This window comes from Collinsella sp. AM36-4AA (genome assembly GCF_003467795.1).
Lineage (GTDB): Bacteria > Actinomycetota > Coriobacteriia > Coriobacteriales > Coriobacteriaceae > Collinsella.
The window spans coordinates 1-15,303 of record NZ_QSHS01000010.1; the positions used below are offsets into that span (position 1 = coordinate 1).

The following is a 15,303-nucleotide window of genomic DNA, read 5'->3' on the forward strand; positions in this document are numbered from 1 at the left end:
TCTGTTGCAATGAAGATGAGAATCAAGGGGTACCTTTGTGGTGGTTTTCCAGTTTGCCAACGATATACGCGCCGGCAAAAAAGTCTGCTATACTCTTTCCCGCTGTCCCCATCGTCTAGCGGCCAAGGACGCCACCCTTTCAAGGTGGATATCGCGGGTTCGAATCCCGCTGGGGGCACCACAGAATCTGAGAAGCCCGTTACCAATTCGGTAGCGGGCTTTTTGCTACCCATACGCCGGGATTCGAACCCGACAGGGTGCGGATCCCGGCAAATCGGCGGTAAAACGGGCTTCAAAGCGTCCTTCGCAAACAAAAACCGGGGCCCGCGCGATGCGGACCCCGGCTCAATACCGTGACGATATGTCAGTTACGTTCTACACATAGAACAGGATGTCGTCGTAAGTCGGGACCGGCCAGTAGTCGGCTGCCACGATCTCCTCCATGGCATCCACGGCGGCGCGCAGCGTATCCATAGCGGGAACAACCTCGTGCGCGTACACGTTGGCCTGCTCCTGGCCATCGAGGGTCTCGGCCTTCTGGTGCACGGCGTCGAGAGCCTTGATGGAATCGTTGATGGCGGTGATGCCGTTGCAGAGCTTGTTGAGCGTGTTCTGCTCGCACTGCATGGCAGCGTCGGCACCGGCGGCGCGGATTGTCTCCAGGCCCTTAGCGACCTTGGTGGCATAGGCGGTGATGACCGGGCGATAGGTACGACGTGCCTCGCGAATCATCGTGGTAGCCTCGATGTTCATGAGCTTGTTGTACTTCTCGAGCTTGCAGTCGTAGCGGCACTGGGCCTCGGCGCGGGTCAGAACGCCCGTCTCCTCAAAGAGCGCGATGGCCTTATCGGAAACAAAGGCAGGCAGTGCGTCGGCCGTGGTCTTGTTGTTGGCAAGGCCGCGCTTCTCGGCCTCGACGGGCCACTCGTCGGAGTAGCCGTCGCCGGAGAACAGGATGCGCTGGTGATCGGTCAGGACCTTCTTGCAGTACTCGAGCGCAGCGTCCTGGAATTTGTCCTCGGGCGTGCCCTCAAGTGCATCGGCAAAGGACTTGAGCGACTTGGCCACGGCAGCATCGAGCACCAGGTTGGAGTCGGAGACGTTCTGCTCGGAGCCGCAGGCACGGAACTCAAACTTGTTGCCGGTGAAAGCGAACGGGGAGGTGCGGTTGCGGTCGGTGTTGTCCTGCATCAGCTTGGGCAGGGTGTCGGCGCCCAGGTCGAGCACGCCGCGCGTGGCGTGGACGGAAGCCTTGCCGTCGATGATCTTCTCGACGACCTCGGTAAGCTGGTCGCCCAGGAAGATGGACATAATCGCCGGAGGAGCCTCGTTGGCGCCCAGACGGTGGTCATTGCCGGCCGAAGCGACGGAAGCGCGCAGGAGCTCCTGATAGTTGTCGACGGCCTCGATCACCGCGGTGAGGAAGACGATGAACTGCAGGTTGTCGAGCGGGGTGTCGCCCGGATCGAGCAGGTTCTCGGACTCGGTGCCGAGCGACCAGTTGTTGTGCTTGCCCGAACCGTTGATGCCCTCGAACGGCTTCTCATGCAGCAGGCAGACCAGATCGTGGCGGGAGGCGATGAGCTTCATCTTCTCCATCATGACCAGGTTCTGGTCGATGGCCTCGTTGACCTCGCCATAGACGGGGGCGAGCTCATGCTGGCAGGGGGCAACCTCGTTGTGCTTAGTCTTGGCGGGGATGCCGAGCGCCCACAGCTCGTTGTCCAGGTCCTTCATATAGGACGAGACGGTGGGGCGGATTGCGCCAAAGTAGTGCTCCTCGAGCTCCTGGCCCTTGCAGGGAGCGGCGCCAAAGAGCGTGCGGCCGGTGATGACCAGGTCCTTGCGCTTGCGGTAGGCATCCTTCTTGATCAGGAAGTACTCCTGCTCGTCACCCACGGAAGGAACGACCTTCTTGGGGGTCTTGCCAAAGAGTGCCAGTACACGCTTGGACTCACGCGAGAGCGCGGTCATGGAGCGCAGCAGCGGGGTCTTCTTGTCCAGGGCCTCGCCCGTGTAGGAGCAGAAAGCCGTGGGGATGCACAGGACGTCGTCCTTGATAAAAGCAGGGCTGGTGGGATCCCAGGCGGTGTAGCCACGGGCCTCGAAGGTGGCACGCAGACCGCCGTTGGGGAAGCTGGAGGCATCGGGCTCGCCCTGGATGAGGTTCTTGCCCGTAAACTTGGTAATGGCGGTGCCGTCGTGGTTGGGCTCGAGGAAGCTGTCGTGCTTCTCGGAAGTAATGCCCGAAAGCGGCTGGAACCAGTGCGCGTAGTGCGTGGCGCCCTTGGAGATGGCCCAGACCTTCATGGCGTGGGCAACGGCGTTGGCCACATCCAGGTCGAGCGGCTCACCGTCCTCGAGGGTTGCAGCAAGGCGCTTCCAAATGTCCTTGGGGAGGTAGTCCTTCATGACTTCCTCAGAGAACACCATGGTCCCGAAGCGGTCAGTAAGATCGGCCATACGGAACTCCCTTCGTATCGGCACCGCGTGAGATGCGGTGTTGATTACTAACGAACGAGTCATAGCTTAGACTCGCCGTGTTTCCGCGACATTACCGTTATGTTGCTGTCGCGAAACCAATCAATGAGGTTACCGCATCACAGCGGCACTGCCGCCCTTAATGGCCAATCAACTGTATAAATTGCAGACCTCTCCCCATGATTTAAGGGCAGTCAATTTGGGACAGGGCTTTCTTAACTGGTATTTCGCATCAGATACCATTCAATATAGCCCTTTCCTACATTGACCGCTCTGCTATAGGCAATGCCGATAGCAAGGCATCTTTGATTGGTATCCCTAAATCGCGAGTAAAACTCCACCGTGGCACAGCGGTGCTGTAGAATCCTTACAACACATCGCACCCAGGCATCTAAAGGAGCACGATATGCGCGTCGACGAGGTTTTTAAGCAGGCAGCATCCCAGGGCACCACGTCCGTTTCGTTTGAGATGTTCCCGCCCAAGGGTGAGCTTACCCTCGATACGGCTCGCGAGGTGGCAGGCAACCTGTGCAAGCTTTCACCGAGCTTTGTCTCGGTCACTTGTTCCGCTGGCGGCTCGGGTAACGGTGCCACCACCGCCCCCATCGCACATATGATTACGAGCGAATTCGATACGCCCTCGGTAGCGCACCTCACCTGCGTTGGCCGCACACATGCCGATATCGCCGCCAAGATTGACGAGTATCGCTCGGCCGGCGTTGAAAACATCCTGGCCCTGCGCGGCGACCTGCCCGCTGGCGCGACCGAGGACGACAAGCCCGCCTCCGACTACGCCTACGCCCGTGACCTCATCCCCGAGCTCGTCGACGCCGGCTTTTGCGTGGGCGCCGCAGCCTACCCCGAGGGCCACATTGCCTGCGAGGATCTCAACCTCTCGGTCGAGCACCTCAAGCAAAAGCAAGACGCCGGCGCGAGCTTCTTTGTGACGCAGCTCTTCTTTGATAACGAGTGCTTCTATCGCTTCCGCGAGCTTGCCGACAAGGCCGGCATCACCGTGCCTATTACCGCGGGCATCATGCCGTTTATGGGCAAGTCGCAGATCAGCCGCATGGTCTTTATGTGCGGCGCGTCGCTGCCCTCCCCCGTCATCAAGATCCTCGCCAAATACGAGAACGACCCCGAGAGCCTGCAGGCAGCCGGTGTAGATTATGCCGCCCGCCAGCTTTGCGACCTCAAGGAGCACGGCGCCGACGGTCTGCACCTGTACACTATGAACCGTCCTGCAATCGCCGCGACCATTATGGAGCGTCTGGGGTAATGGAAAAACCGCACATCGATACAACCGTTGTTAAAGTGCCGGCCGACCTTGCGTCGCCGGCGCTTTACCGTATCGACGCTGCCCACCATCCTCGTGTCGACCGTGCCGAGATGCTGCGGTATCTGGGCTACGGCGGCCAGCAGATTGAGCCCGAGCTAGCGCAGCGTATTGAGCTTGTCGTTGAGCGTCTGGAGCTGGACATTGAGCCCCGTGGCGTGCGCCGCATATTTGCCATCGATGCCACGGGCGTCGATGAACAGGGCGAGCCCTGCATTCGCTTAGTCGGCACCAACGTTGAACTGCGCGGTCGCGATATCTATCGCCACCTCAAAGACGCCCGCTTTGCCGCACTCATGGCATGCACCCTCGGCATGGACGCCGAACGCCGTCTGCGCACCACGGGAGCTCAGCAGCCCCTAGAGGGAGCCGTGCTCGACGCCGCATGCTCCGCCTACGTGGAGGCCGCCGTCGAGCAGATGGACCAGCAAGTCAAGGCTGCGGCCGCTGCACACGGACTCGCCGGTAACTGGCGCTTCAGTCCCGGCTATGGCGACTGTCCGCTCTCGGCCCAGCGCTCGATCGTGGCTGCACTCAACGCCACGCGCCTCATTGGACTTACCGTCACTCCCACCAGCCTGCTCATGCCCACCAAGAGCGTGACCGCGGTGATCGGCCTGTTTGACGGCGAAGTCCACGACGCCCAGAGCCGCCCCACCTGCAATATCTGCCGCATGCGCGAGCACTGCCGCTTCCGCGCCGCCCACACCACCTGCTATTCCAGCCATTAGGAGCCCCCGATGTTTACTCCGCTTATCACTCATGATCTGGACGGTGCCGCGCTGGCGGCACCCGTTGATGCTGCCCGCCGCAGCGGCGATGCATACAAGACGCGCACGATCGACGACCTTCGCATTAAGGATGACCGCCTGCGCGCCGCCATCGAGGGCACGGGACACCTGCTGTTCGACGGCGGCATGGGCACCATGCTGCAGGCGGCCGGCATGAAGGCCGGCGCCCTGCCCGAACTGCTCAACTTTGAGGAGCCCCAGGTCATCACCGATATTCAGCGTCAGTACGTCGAGGCTGGCTGTGACGTGATCACCGCCAACACCTTTGGCGCCAACGCCCACAAGCTCGACGGCGCCGCCACCGTGGCAGACGTCTTTGCCGCGGCAGTCACCTGCGCCCGCGCGGCCGGCGCCCACTACGTCGCCGGCGATATCGGCCCCATCGGCGCGCTGCTTCGCCCCTTGGGTACCCTCAGCTTCGACGAGGCCTATGACCTCTTTGCCGAGGAAGTGCGCGCCGGCGTCGCCGCGGGTGTGGACCTCTTTATTATAGAGACCATGACCGACCTTGCCGAGATCAAGGCGGCCGTCCTCGCCTGCCGCGAGAACTCCGACCTGCCCGTCTTTGCCACCATGACCTTTGAGGAAGACGGTCGCACCTTCCTGGGCACGAGTCCCGAGGTTGCCGCCATCACGCTCGATGCCATCGGCGCCGATGTCCTGGGCATCAACTGCAGCCAGGGCCCGGCCGAGCTCCGAGAACTCGCCGCGCGTATGCTCACCGTTACGGACAAGCCCGTTATGGTGCAGGCCAATGCGGGACTGCCCCGCGTGGACGATGACGGCAATACCGTCTTTGATATCCAGGCACCCGAGTACGCCGAGGCCGTCGCCGGCATGATTGAGGACGGCGTGAGCGTCGTGGGCGGCTGCTGCGGCACCACGCCGACGCACATGGCGGCACTTCGCACCCTCATCGTCAACCACACGCCCAGCCCGCGCCACCGCAAGCCCAGCATGTCGGTCACAAGCGCCCAGACGGTCGTGGACCTTCCCTGCGACGGCCACAAGATCGCCGTCATCGGCGAGCGCATCAATCCCACCGGCAAAAAGCGCCTGCAGCAGGCCCTGCGCGACGGCGATCTGGACTACGTCGTAAGTCAGGGCATCAGCCAGCAAGAACAGGGCGCCGATATCCTGGACGTTAACGTGGGCCTGCCCGAGATCGACGAGGTCAAGATTATCCAGCAGGCCACCGAGCAGCTCCAGGGCTCCACGCTCCTGCCGCTGCAGATCGACTCCACCGATCCCGCCGCTGTCGAGGCCGCCGTACGCCGCTACGCCGGCAAGCCCATCATCAACTCGGTCAACGGCAAGCAGCAGATCATGGATGAGATCTTTCCGCTGGTCGCCCACTATGGAACCAACGTCGTCGGCCTCACGCTCGACGAAGGCGGCATCCCCGATACCGCCGAGGCTCGCTTCGCCATCGCCGAGCGCATCGTGGCCGAGGCCGCCCGCTACGGCATCGGCCCGGACCGCATCCTCATCGACTGCCTGGTCATGACCGCCTCGACCAATCAACGCCAAGCCGAACAGATCCTGCGCGCCATGTCCCTGTGCAAGGAGCATCTGGGCGTCAAATGCGCGCTTGGCGTGTCGAATATCAGCTTTGGCTTGCCCGCCCGCCCGCTGCTGGGCTCGGTCTTTTTGGCCGCCGCCTTCGGCGCGGGCCTGGACGCCCCCATCATGAACCCGGGTTCCAAGCGCTTTATGGACACCGTCTACAGCTATCGCGTGCTGAGCGTTGAGGACGAGGGCTCGACCGGATACATCGAGCGCTACGCCGGCTGGACCGATCCCTATAAGATCGCCGCAAACCCGGCAGCCGCCCAGGCCGCCTCGAGCGACGCCGCGCCCGCTGCCGGCGCCTCCGGCACCGACGGCAACGACGACCCCATCCGTCGCATGGTCGTCTCGGGCCGCAAGGGCGAGATCGCGGCCGAGACCGAGCGCCTGCTGGCCGACCACGACGCCATGGACCTCATCAATAACCACTTTATCCCCGCCCTCGACGAGGTCGGCGTCCTCTTTGACCAGGGAAAGTTCTTCTTGCCGCAGCTTATGGCATCGGCAGAGGCGGCACGCATGGGTTTTGACACCATCAAGCGCCTGATGCCCGCCGACGAGATTGCCGACAAGGGCAAGATCTGCGTGGCCACCGTCAAGGGCGATATCCACGACATCGGTAAGAACATCGTCAAGATGCTGCTCGATAACTACGGCTACACCGTCTTTGACCTTGGCCGCGACGTCGATCCGCAAGAGGTGCTCAAGACCGTACGGGAGCGTGACATCAAGCTCGTCGGCCTCTCGGCGCTTATGACTACCACCGTCGTGGCCATGGAAGAGACCATCAAGCTGCTTCATGCCGAGGTGCCGGGCGTCAAGATCATCGTAGGCGGCGCCGTACTCACCCCCGAATACGCCAAGCAGATCGGCGCGGACTACTACGCCAAGGACGCCGCCGAGAGCGCTCGTATCGCCGAAGAGGTCTTTGGGCAGTAACACAACGGAAACAACCAAGCACCAAAACGTGCCGCACGCGCCACTTGGCACGTGCGGCACGTTAGAATAGAAAAGACTATGCTCGTTTTGGCAGATAGGAGCGCAAGGATGGCGATCACGCCCGCAGAAATCGCGGAAACCCGCGGCATGGTTGAGGAGCAGAACCTCGACATCAGGACCATCACCATGGGTGTTTCGCTCATGGGTTGCGGTGACGAGAACCTCGACCGCATGTGCACGAAGATCTACGACCACGTGACGCACACGGCTGAGCATCTGGTCGAGACCGCCGAGAACCTCGAGCGCGAGTACGGTATCCCCATCGTCAACAAGCGCGTCTCCGTCACCCCGGTGGCGCAGATCGCCGCGTGCTGCAAGGATGAGGACCTCACCCCCATCGCGCATGCCCTCGACCGCGCGGCAGAGACGCTCGGCATCGATTACCTGGGTGGCTTCTCCGCACTCGTCCAGAAGGGCATCGGCGACGCCGATCGCCGCGTCATCCAGTCCATCCCCCAGGCGCTCGCTACCACGAGCCGAGTCTGCTCCAGTGTCAACGTCGCTAGCCTGCGCGCCGGCATCAACATGGACGCCGTGCTTATGGCCGCCCAGACCATCATCGATGCCGCTAAACTCACGGCCGACCAGGATTCCGTCGGCGCTTCCAAGTTTGTCTGCTTTGCCAACATGGTCGAGGACTCCCCGTTTATGGCGGGCGCCGTCCACGGCGGTGGCGAGGCCGACGCCGTCATCAACGTAGGCGTCTCGGGCCCCGGCGTTATGGCCGCAGCCCTGGAGACGCTGCCCGATTCCGCATCGATGATGGAAGTCGCCGAGAAGATTAAGCAGACCGCCTTTAAGATCACCCGTGCCGGTGAGCTCATGAGCCGCGAGGCCGCCCATCGCCTGGGTGTCGAGAAGGGCATTGTCGACCTGTCGCTGGCTCCCACGCCTGCCATCGGCGACTCCGTCGCACGCATCCTCGAGATCATCGGCGTGGGCACCTGTGGTGGCCCGGGCACGACCTGCGCGCTCGCCATGCTCAACGATGCCGTCAAGAAGGGCGGCGTCATGGCCAGCTCCAGCGTGGGCGGTCTCTCCGGCGCCTTTATCCCCGTATCCGAGGACGCCGGCATGATCGCCGCCGTCGAGGCCGGTGCACTTTCGCTCGAGAAGCTCGAGGCCATGACCTGCGTGTGCTCCGTTGGCCTGGACATGATCGCCATCCCCGGCGACACCCCGGTCGAGACCATCGCCGGCATCATCGCCGACGAGATGGCTATCGGCGTCATCAACAACAAGACCACGGCCGTCCGCGTGATTCCCGCCATCGGCAAGGGCGTGGGCGACTGCGTCGAGTACGGCGGCCTGTTCGGCCGTGCGCCCATCATGCCGGTGAACCCCAACGCCGGCACCGTGCTTGCCCACCGTGGTGGACGCTTCCCGGCACCGCTGAACTCGCTCAAGAACTAGCCCAGGGATACGAGGCGAGGAACCCCGGGAAGGGCAAATATATAAGGTCGCCTGCTCGGACAGTCCTGACTCGCACGGAGAGCACATTAAGTGCTCTCCGGCTCGTGCGGAACTCGCGATCGACCTTATATATTTGCCCTTCCCGGGGTTCCCGCACATCTCAACCTTGGCTGAGTTCTGTCCCATGTTGCAGTTGCTTCGCTCCTGCACCACATGGTTGATACGGCGGTTTGGCGTTGGATCGGTTCTTTCTGATATATGCTGGTTGCGGCTCTTCTTTTGGGAGGAGTCGCTTTTTTGTTGTGAGGGGGATGGCCCGTGGCTGATGATTTGATTCGCTCTGAGCTTCTTTCTGCTGATTGGAATGGCGAATGGATGCGCCTGCAGGCTGGTCGGCGGCGGGCTGATGATTCTTTTGAGTGGGATAAGCGGGCTCGGCATTTTCGGCCGCTTGAGACTGCTCCGTATGCCCGGGATTTTATAAAGCTGTTGGCGTTAAAGCCTGGCGAGTCGGTGCTTGATATGGGGTGTGGGGCTGGGTCGATTGCCATTCCGCTTGCTCAGGCTGGGCATCCTGTGATTGCTGCTGACTTTTCCCCTGCTATGTTGGGCACGCTTGATGCTGGCATTGAGTACTATGGACTCGAGGATCGCATTACACCGCTTGAACTTGCTTGGGATGATGACTGGGATTTGGTTGGACCGGTCGCGAAAGCGGTAGATGTTGCCTTTGCCAGTCGTTCTGTCACCACGACCAACCTAAAAGGCGCGCTTGCCAAGCTTGATCGAACGGCTCGTCGGCGTTGTGCTGTCACGATGGTCGCCAACTCCAGCCCGCGCTATGACCTGCACCTGATGAACGCCATCGGTGCCTCGGTTACCTGCAGTAATGGCTTTGTGTATGCCTTTAATATCCTCATTCAGATGGGGGCGCTGCCGCAGGTTACATACTTCGAATCGCCCCGTCGCGATACTTTCGATAGCCTTGAGGCGGGCGTGGCGGACTTCTCCCGCATGCTCGAGCACGGTAACGAGGATAAGATCGACCGTCTGCGCGACTACGTCGCTCAGCATATGATTGAGAATCCCCGTGCTGGCGAGCCGGGGTCCAAAGGAGTGCCGCAGGGACGCTATATGCTCGACCATATCCGCAAGGTCCGTTGGGCGTTTATTGCATGGGAGCCGGTCTCTTCGAGCCGTCCATAGACCGCTTTCGGCCGTCGTACACGTCCGCCTGTAACCCGCGCCGTTCTCCCGCTCGGCATCCGCATTCTTTTTGAACTGGGCAAACACGCCCCACACCGCGCCGTTCCTGCGCTATCGTGGGACAGCTCACGTAGATTAAGGCCCCATCGCGGGGCGCCCCATAACATAGAAAGCGAGAACCCATGGCACTGACAGGAGCCCAGGTCAAGCAGCTTCGCAGCATGGCCCATCACCTCAACCCCGCCATCATCATCGGCAAGTCCGACATCAACGAGGGCACCGTCGAGCAGACGGTCGCCTACCTGGAGAAGCACGAGCTCGTTAAGTGCTCCGTACTCGATGGTTCCAGCCTTTCTGCCCGCGAGGCCGCCGAAGATCTCGCCGATCGCTGCCACGCCGAGGTCGTCCAGGTCATCGGCCGCAAGTTCTCGCTGTATCGCGAGTCCTCGCGCAAGGACATCGAGAAGATTAAGCTCGTCTAAGAGCCGACGATCCGGCGAGCCAACATACATCAAGCTTGCGAGCGTCCGAGCAATTCGGGCGCTCATTTTTTATCGCTCGACGAGCACGCGGTTAAGCCTGCCCTCTACCAAGCGCTCGTACAGACGCCGCGTCTCGGGCTCGGGCACGCCATTGACCTGCTCCCTTAGATGGTGCATATGCCCGCTGTACAGCTCGACGATATCGCGCCGCCGCCCCGCCGCACTGTAGACGCGCATGGCGCAGCGCACCATATCCTCACGCGCTGTTTCCTGCCGAAGCCCCGACTCCGCCAGCCAAATCGCCGACTGCAGATCGTTTTCTTCTAGAGCGGCATTTGCTCCCTTAATCATGCAATCGATGTACTTTGACTGCATAATGCGTCGCATACGCAAAAAGTAGGTGGGGTTACAGCCATTGGGAACATACAGCGGTCCGGCATAAAGCTGCTCAATCTTAAGGCACAGTTCAACTAAATGGGGCCCGCGCGCACCCGTGCGATTTCCCAAAACCTCGCGGCTTATCTGGTCAAACAGCCGTACATCGGTCTTGACGTAGTCGCCGTTGAGTCCGATGCATTCATTTTGGATGAGCACACACGACTTGCCATCCGGCGTCGGTCCCAAAGCCGACCGCAAGCGCGATATAGTCGAGTACAGGTTGTTGCGGGCGCTATTGAACTCGGCATGGGGCCACAGCTCCATGGCCAGCGTCTCACGATCGACGAGCGCATCCATGCCCAGCGCAAGCCGCTCGGCAAGTGTCGCCGCCTTCTTGCGCCGCCACATTTTGTCCGTGATGGGAAACCCATCGCGCTCGGCGCGAAACGCACCAAACATGCGAATCTCGATATGGTCGATGGTATCAACGGCTTCAACCTCGCCGGCCTGGAACAGGCGCTCGCCCTCCCCTTCCAGATCGTCGCGCAGCGAATACCGCGATAACTCGCGCACGGGAAGCTTCTTGCGAATCCTGGTCGCCGGCTCGCCCAGACAATGCATGGCAAGGCGCGCAAAGAGCCGATACGATGGCTCCAGAATCCCCGCACGATTCATGGACATCCAGGCCGCAAGATCGCTGTCTCGGCCCGCACAGGCCAAATGCAGCGCCACCATCCAGGCCTCCGCTCCACCAACCTGCGTCTGGCTTATATCGAGCAACTCCGCTTCCTCGCGCACCGAAACCATCGAGGTGTTACGCAGATACGCCGCGCGCTCCAGCAGCAATGCGTTATCGCGCATGTACGCAATCGACTCCTCGGCAAGTTTGAGCACTTGGACCGCACGAAACTTTGCATTAACCGGCCGTCCCTCTGCCAGCGACTGCCAGCCTTCTAGCAACAGGCCAAACAGCTGAATCTGGTTGTCGCGCATGCGCACGGCAAAACGATCGAGCTCGTTGAATGCCGCGTCGTCGGTTACCGGCAGGCCGGAAAGGAGCCGCCGTGCCGCCAACACCATGCGCACCCAGATAGCCATCGCCTTAAGCCCACGTACGTCGAGCGCCTCCCGCACCACCGTCATCTCGTCGTCGCGCTCGTCGGTTCCCGCAAACGACCCGTCAAAAAGCTCCACCAGCATGCTATCGGCCCGTATAACAATCCCCGCGATGTCGAGCTCACAGTCGTAGGCCTTGCTCGTTTTGAGCTGCTGTAGAACGCCGCCGTCATCTCCCCGCTCGGTCAGGCAGCGCTTGACCTCGATATGTGCGGACAACATATCGAGTGCGGTATGGGATGTCTCGATTTCTGGCACGGCCAGGTTCGTAGGAAGCCCAAGCCCGTTGTCCCCATAGCAAACAGCCGTCAGTGTCTGGGCCACCCTCCATGAAACAGGGTCTATTTCGCAGGCCGCCCGTTCGCCCCCGCGCTCGATGACCGATGCCATATAGCGAGCGATCTTTGTATTGGACACGCTGACCGCTGCCAGATATACGCCAAGCGCCTCGGCAGGCGTTGGCTCTGGAGCCGGATCCTCGGCATCGATCGTGCCCAGCGCTGCTCGGCAGATATCGGCCCCGTGCCCCGTCAGAGCCAGATCGACCCCATACTGCCCAGCAAGTTCAAGGACCGCATCACGGTCCAAAAAGGCGTCCGCCAGGCCCATCGCCGCATCGCATCTACCCGCCTTAAGCAAAATCCGGGCCGCCCTCGGAACAAGTTCGGGGCGAACCTCGGCCACCAACTTACGCAAGCGCAAGCGTCCGTTATCCTCCGTGCCCAGACACGTAAAACTCCGCTCGGCGGGGTCCAAGCCAAAGATCGGGTAGTCGCGTACAAAGTAGGACTGGTCGACCATCGACAGCCTCACCCCGCAAGCCTCGAGTTCTGCGATATTGCCCTCGCCCATCAAAATCATGAGACATGCCACGCAAAACAGCGCATTATTGTCGAGCGAAGCCAGATCGACAAGTGCCGCGCCATATACGTTGACAATCTCGTTTTCGAGCAGACCGGCTACGTCGCCTTGGCCATACAGACCCGTCTGCAATGCCGAAACGAGCTCGGGCACGCCCTGCGTGAGCTGATAAAAGTCGAGCGATGTGCTGATCGAAAACGCCGATGCCCACGCCGAATACTCATAGGCATGCACCTTGAGCATCTGCGCATTGATCTTAACCGAATCGCCCAGCCCATGAATCAGTTGACGATTTGAAGGACGGCAGGAGATAAAGACCCCTACCCCCATAGCGCGCAGGCCGCGAATCCTGTCGATGAGGTCTTCGGTATCGTGCTGATCGAGGTTTGGCACATTATCAATCGCGATAAGGGAGTGCGGTTTGTCTTTGAGTTCTTCGGTAACCACCTCGAGCTGCATAAACACCTCGCGCCCAGTGGCGCGATCGGCCTCGATAATCCGCACAGGGCCTCGCGTCGGGTCGCATTTAACCTCATGGGTGTACTGCAGCAGCACCGAGGTCTTCCCAAACCCGTCGGGCGCATAGAGAACCACGATGCCGGCCTTTCGGCCCTTGGCGAGAAGCTCATTCATCAAGCGTTCGCGTCGCACCATATAGCCTCCGCCCAGCGGCATCAGCTCGAGGTCGTCTATACTGCTCAAATCGTTTACCATGCCCGCTCCTCAACTCGACCGTATGGACACTGTAACCGCAAGACCATACAAGCCGCGCTATGAATAGAGCGACCTTGTGTTTGAGGTTGTCTTTTGGTACGCAAGCGGCAAGTTTTTGTACAGCGAGGGCCGATTGTTATTAATCCCCCGACTAATCGGTCTTTAAGCAGGTAAATGAGCTTGTCAGCTTGTCCCATCCAAGCGGCAGTGTAACGCAAATGAACAAGGTTCAGCCATGTCATTCAACTCGCCTAGCACCCGCTACCGTCTACGACCTTTTAGTGGCATTTTTGCATAGAATCTGGTATGGAATGAATCAAGCTGTTTGACATCCGGCATTCGTCAAGCTTGCGGCAAGATTTTGGTCAAGCGGGCGGAAAGGGATAGCAAAAAGGCCCCCGCAAAGCGGAGGCCTTAGGCAAGGCTATGTCGAGGTGCAGGATTCGCGCTACTCGCAGAGCGAAAGGGCGGCCTCGTCGGCAACGACAACGCAGTTGGTGTGCAGCTGCAGGATCGAAGCCGGGCACGCAGGCGTAACCGGACCGTAGCACATGTCATGCACGGCCTGAGCCTTGGCCTCGCCGTTGGCGACGACCAGGATCATGCGGGCATACATGATGGTCTGGGTGCCCATGGTGTAGGCCTGACGGGGAACGTCGTCGATGCTGTCGAACAGGCGGCTGTTGGCCTGAATGGTGCTCTCGGTGAGGTCGACGCAGTGCGTACCCTTGGAGAAGTGGTCATCGGGCTCGTTGAAGCCGATGTGGCCGTTGTTGCCAATGCCGAGCAGCTGCAGATCCGGGTAACCGGCGGCGGCGACGATCTTGTCGTACTCAGAGCAGGCAGCGGCGGCGTCGGGGTTGGAACCGTCGGGCACATGCGTGTTGTTCAGGTCGATGTTGATGTGATCGAAGAAGTTCTCACGCATAAAGTAGTGATAGCTCTGGGGATCGTCGTGCGAAAGGCCGCGATACTCGTCCAGGTTGTATGTGCTGACCTCGGCAAAGTCGACGTCGCCCTTCTCGTACCAAGCAGCGAGCTGCTTGTAGGCACCGATCGGGGTGGAGCCGGTGGCAAGGCCCAGCACACAGTCGGGCTTGAGGATAACCTGCGCCGAGATGATATTGGCGGCCTTGCGGCTCATATCCTCGTAGTCTTTAGCTTTAATGATCTTCATTACGCGTCCTTTCTCGTACAAGAGAGGCAAGGCTCCCCTTACAAGCACTTGCCCGCGGCCCGCGTCGGCCGCAACCAACGTGTGCGGCCACCAGGGCGAGGTCGCGTAATGTATGTGTCTCGTGTCTAGCCGCGTCGAGGCCCCTGCCCGTCCACGGTGACCCGAAGCCTTTTAGCTTCGGACAAATCCCATCTTGCCACGGAAGGCGTCCTCTTTCAAGGGCGCCCTCCGTAAACGTGTTTGAATTGTAGGCTAATGGCCACGTGCACTTGCTAGCGCTCGCGAGCAACGATGAGCTGGTCCATCTCTTCGACATGCACGCCAACGGAGCCCTTGATGCTCGAGAACTCAACAGAGTTGCACACCAAGATGGGAACCGTCACATCGTAGCCCTCGGCAGCAATTGCCTCGCGATCGAACTCAATGAGCACATCGCCCTTATGGACGATGTCGCCCACTTGCGCATGTACGGTAAAGTGCTTGCCCTCAAGCTGAACAGTGTCCAAACCAACGTGGATGAGCACGTCCAAGCCATCGACCGTGTTAAGCGCAACAGCGTGTCCCGTGGGAAAAATGGCCTCGACCTTGGCATCAGCCGGTGCAATCACACGCGTGCCGGTAGGCTGAATCGCCACGCCCTGGCCCAAAAGGCCGGTGGCAAATGTCTGGTCGTTTACCTCGGAAAGCGGAATGACGTCGCCCGAGATGGGAGCATCCAGCGTAAGGACTCGACCACGCATACCAAAAGACCTTAGGACTTTAGTGAACATGCTCCCCCTC

The 15,303-nt window shown here is 60.7% G+C and carries 10 protein-coding genes and 1 tRNA gene; 7 read left to right on the forward strand and 4 right to left on the reverse strand.

The window, feature by feature from the left end; genetic code table 11:
- The first annotated feature begins 104 nt into the window (after positions 1-104).
- A tRNA-Glu gene (locus DW850_RS04590) sits at positions 105-181 on the forward strand.
- Positions 182-375: 194 nt separating this feature from the next.
- Here the strand turns inward: DW850_RS04590 and DW850_RS04595 are convergent.
- The gene (locus DW850_RS04595) at positions 376-2,463 is read right to left on the reverse strand and encodes a glutamine synthetase III (RefSeq protein WP_117786380.1); all 2,088 of its coding nucleotides are present in this window, start codon (positions 2,461-2,463) and stop codon (positions 376-378) included.
- A 424-nt stretch (positions 2,464-2,887) separates the two neighbouring features.
- On the opposite strand from DW850_RS04595, the gene DW850_RS04600 reads away from it, so the two are divergent.
- From DW850_RS04600 to DW850_RS04625, 6 genes are all read left to right on the forward strand, one after another.
- On the forward strand, positions 2,888-3,760 hold the full coding sequence (locus tag DW850_RS04600; RefSeq protein ID WP_117786381.1) for a methylenetetrahydrofolate reductase: 873 nt from the start codon (positions 2,888-2,890) through the stop codon (positions 3,758-3,760).
- Positions 3,760-4,548: a hypothetical protein gene (locus DW850_RS04605; protein ID WP_117786382.1), complete on the forward strand. Its 789-nt coding sequence runs from the start codon at positions 3,760-3,762 to the stop codon at positions 4,546-4,548. The genes DW850_RS04600 and DW850_RS04605 overlap by 1 nt, the downstream gene beginning before the upstream one ends.
- Before the next feature lie 9 nt (positions 4,549-4,557).
- Entirely contained in the window at positions 4,558-7,116 is a 2,559-nt protein-coding gene (locus tag DW850_RS04610) for a homocysteine S-methyltransferase family protein (protein WP_199575546.1), read from the forward strand.
- 108 nt (positions 7,117-7,224) lie between these two features.
- On the forward strand, positions 7,225-8,589 hold the full coding sequence (locus tag DW850_RS04615) for a PFL family protein (RefSeq protein WP_035136908.1): 1,365 nt from the start codon (positions 7,225-7,227) through the stop codon (positions 8,587-8,589).
- A gap of 318 nt (positions 8,590-8,907) precedes the next feature.
- On the forward strand, positions 8,908-9,795 hold the full coding sequence (locus tag DW850_RS04620; RefSeq protein WP_233540615.1) for a methyltransferase domain-containing protein: 888 nt from the start codon (positions 8,908-8,910) through the stop codon (positions 9,793-9,795).
- A gap of 182 nt (positions 9,796-9,977) precedes the next feature.
- Positions 9,978-10,277: a YhbY family RNA-binding protein gene (locus DW850_RS04625; protein WP_117786383.1), complete on the forward strand. Its 300-nt coding sequence runs from the start codon at positions 9,978-9,980 to the stop codon at positions 10,275-10,277.
- A 69-nt stretch (positions 10,278-10,346) separates the two neighbouring features.
- Here DW850_RS04625 and DW850_RS04630 read toward each other — a convergent pair whose 3' ends face one another.
- From DW850_RS04630 to DW850_RS04640, 3 genes are all read right to left on the reverse strand, one after another.
- Positions 10,347-13,346 (reverse strand): BTAD domain-containing putative transcriptional regulator, encoded by a 3,000-nt coding sequence (locus tag DW850_RS04630; protein ID WP_117786384.1) that lies wholly within the window; start codon positions 13,344-13,346, stop codon positions 10,347-10,349.
- A 448-nt stretch (positions 13,347-13,794) separates the two neighbouring features.
- A complete protein-coding gene (gene nagB, locus DW850_RS04635) occupies positions 13,795-14,523 on the reverse strand; it encodes a glucosamine-6-phosphate deaminase (RefSeq protein WP_055251013.1) in 729 nt (242 codons plus the stop codon).
- Positions 14,524-14,795: 272 nt separating this feature from the next.
- Positions 14,796-15,293, reverse strand: a complete 498-nt coding sequence (locus DW850_RS04640) for a PTS glucose transporter subunit IIA (protein WP_022094632.1) — start codon at positions 15,291-15,293, stop codon at positions 14,796-14,798.
- Positions 15,294-15,303: the final 10 nt, after the last annotated feature.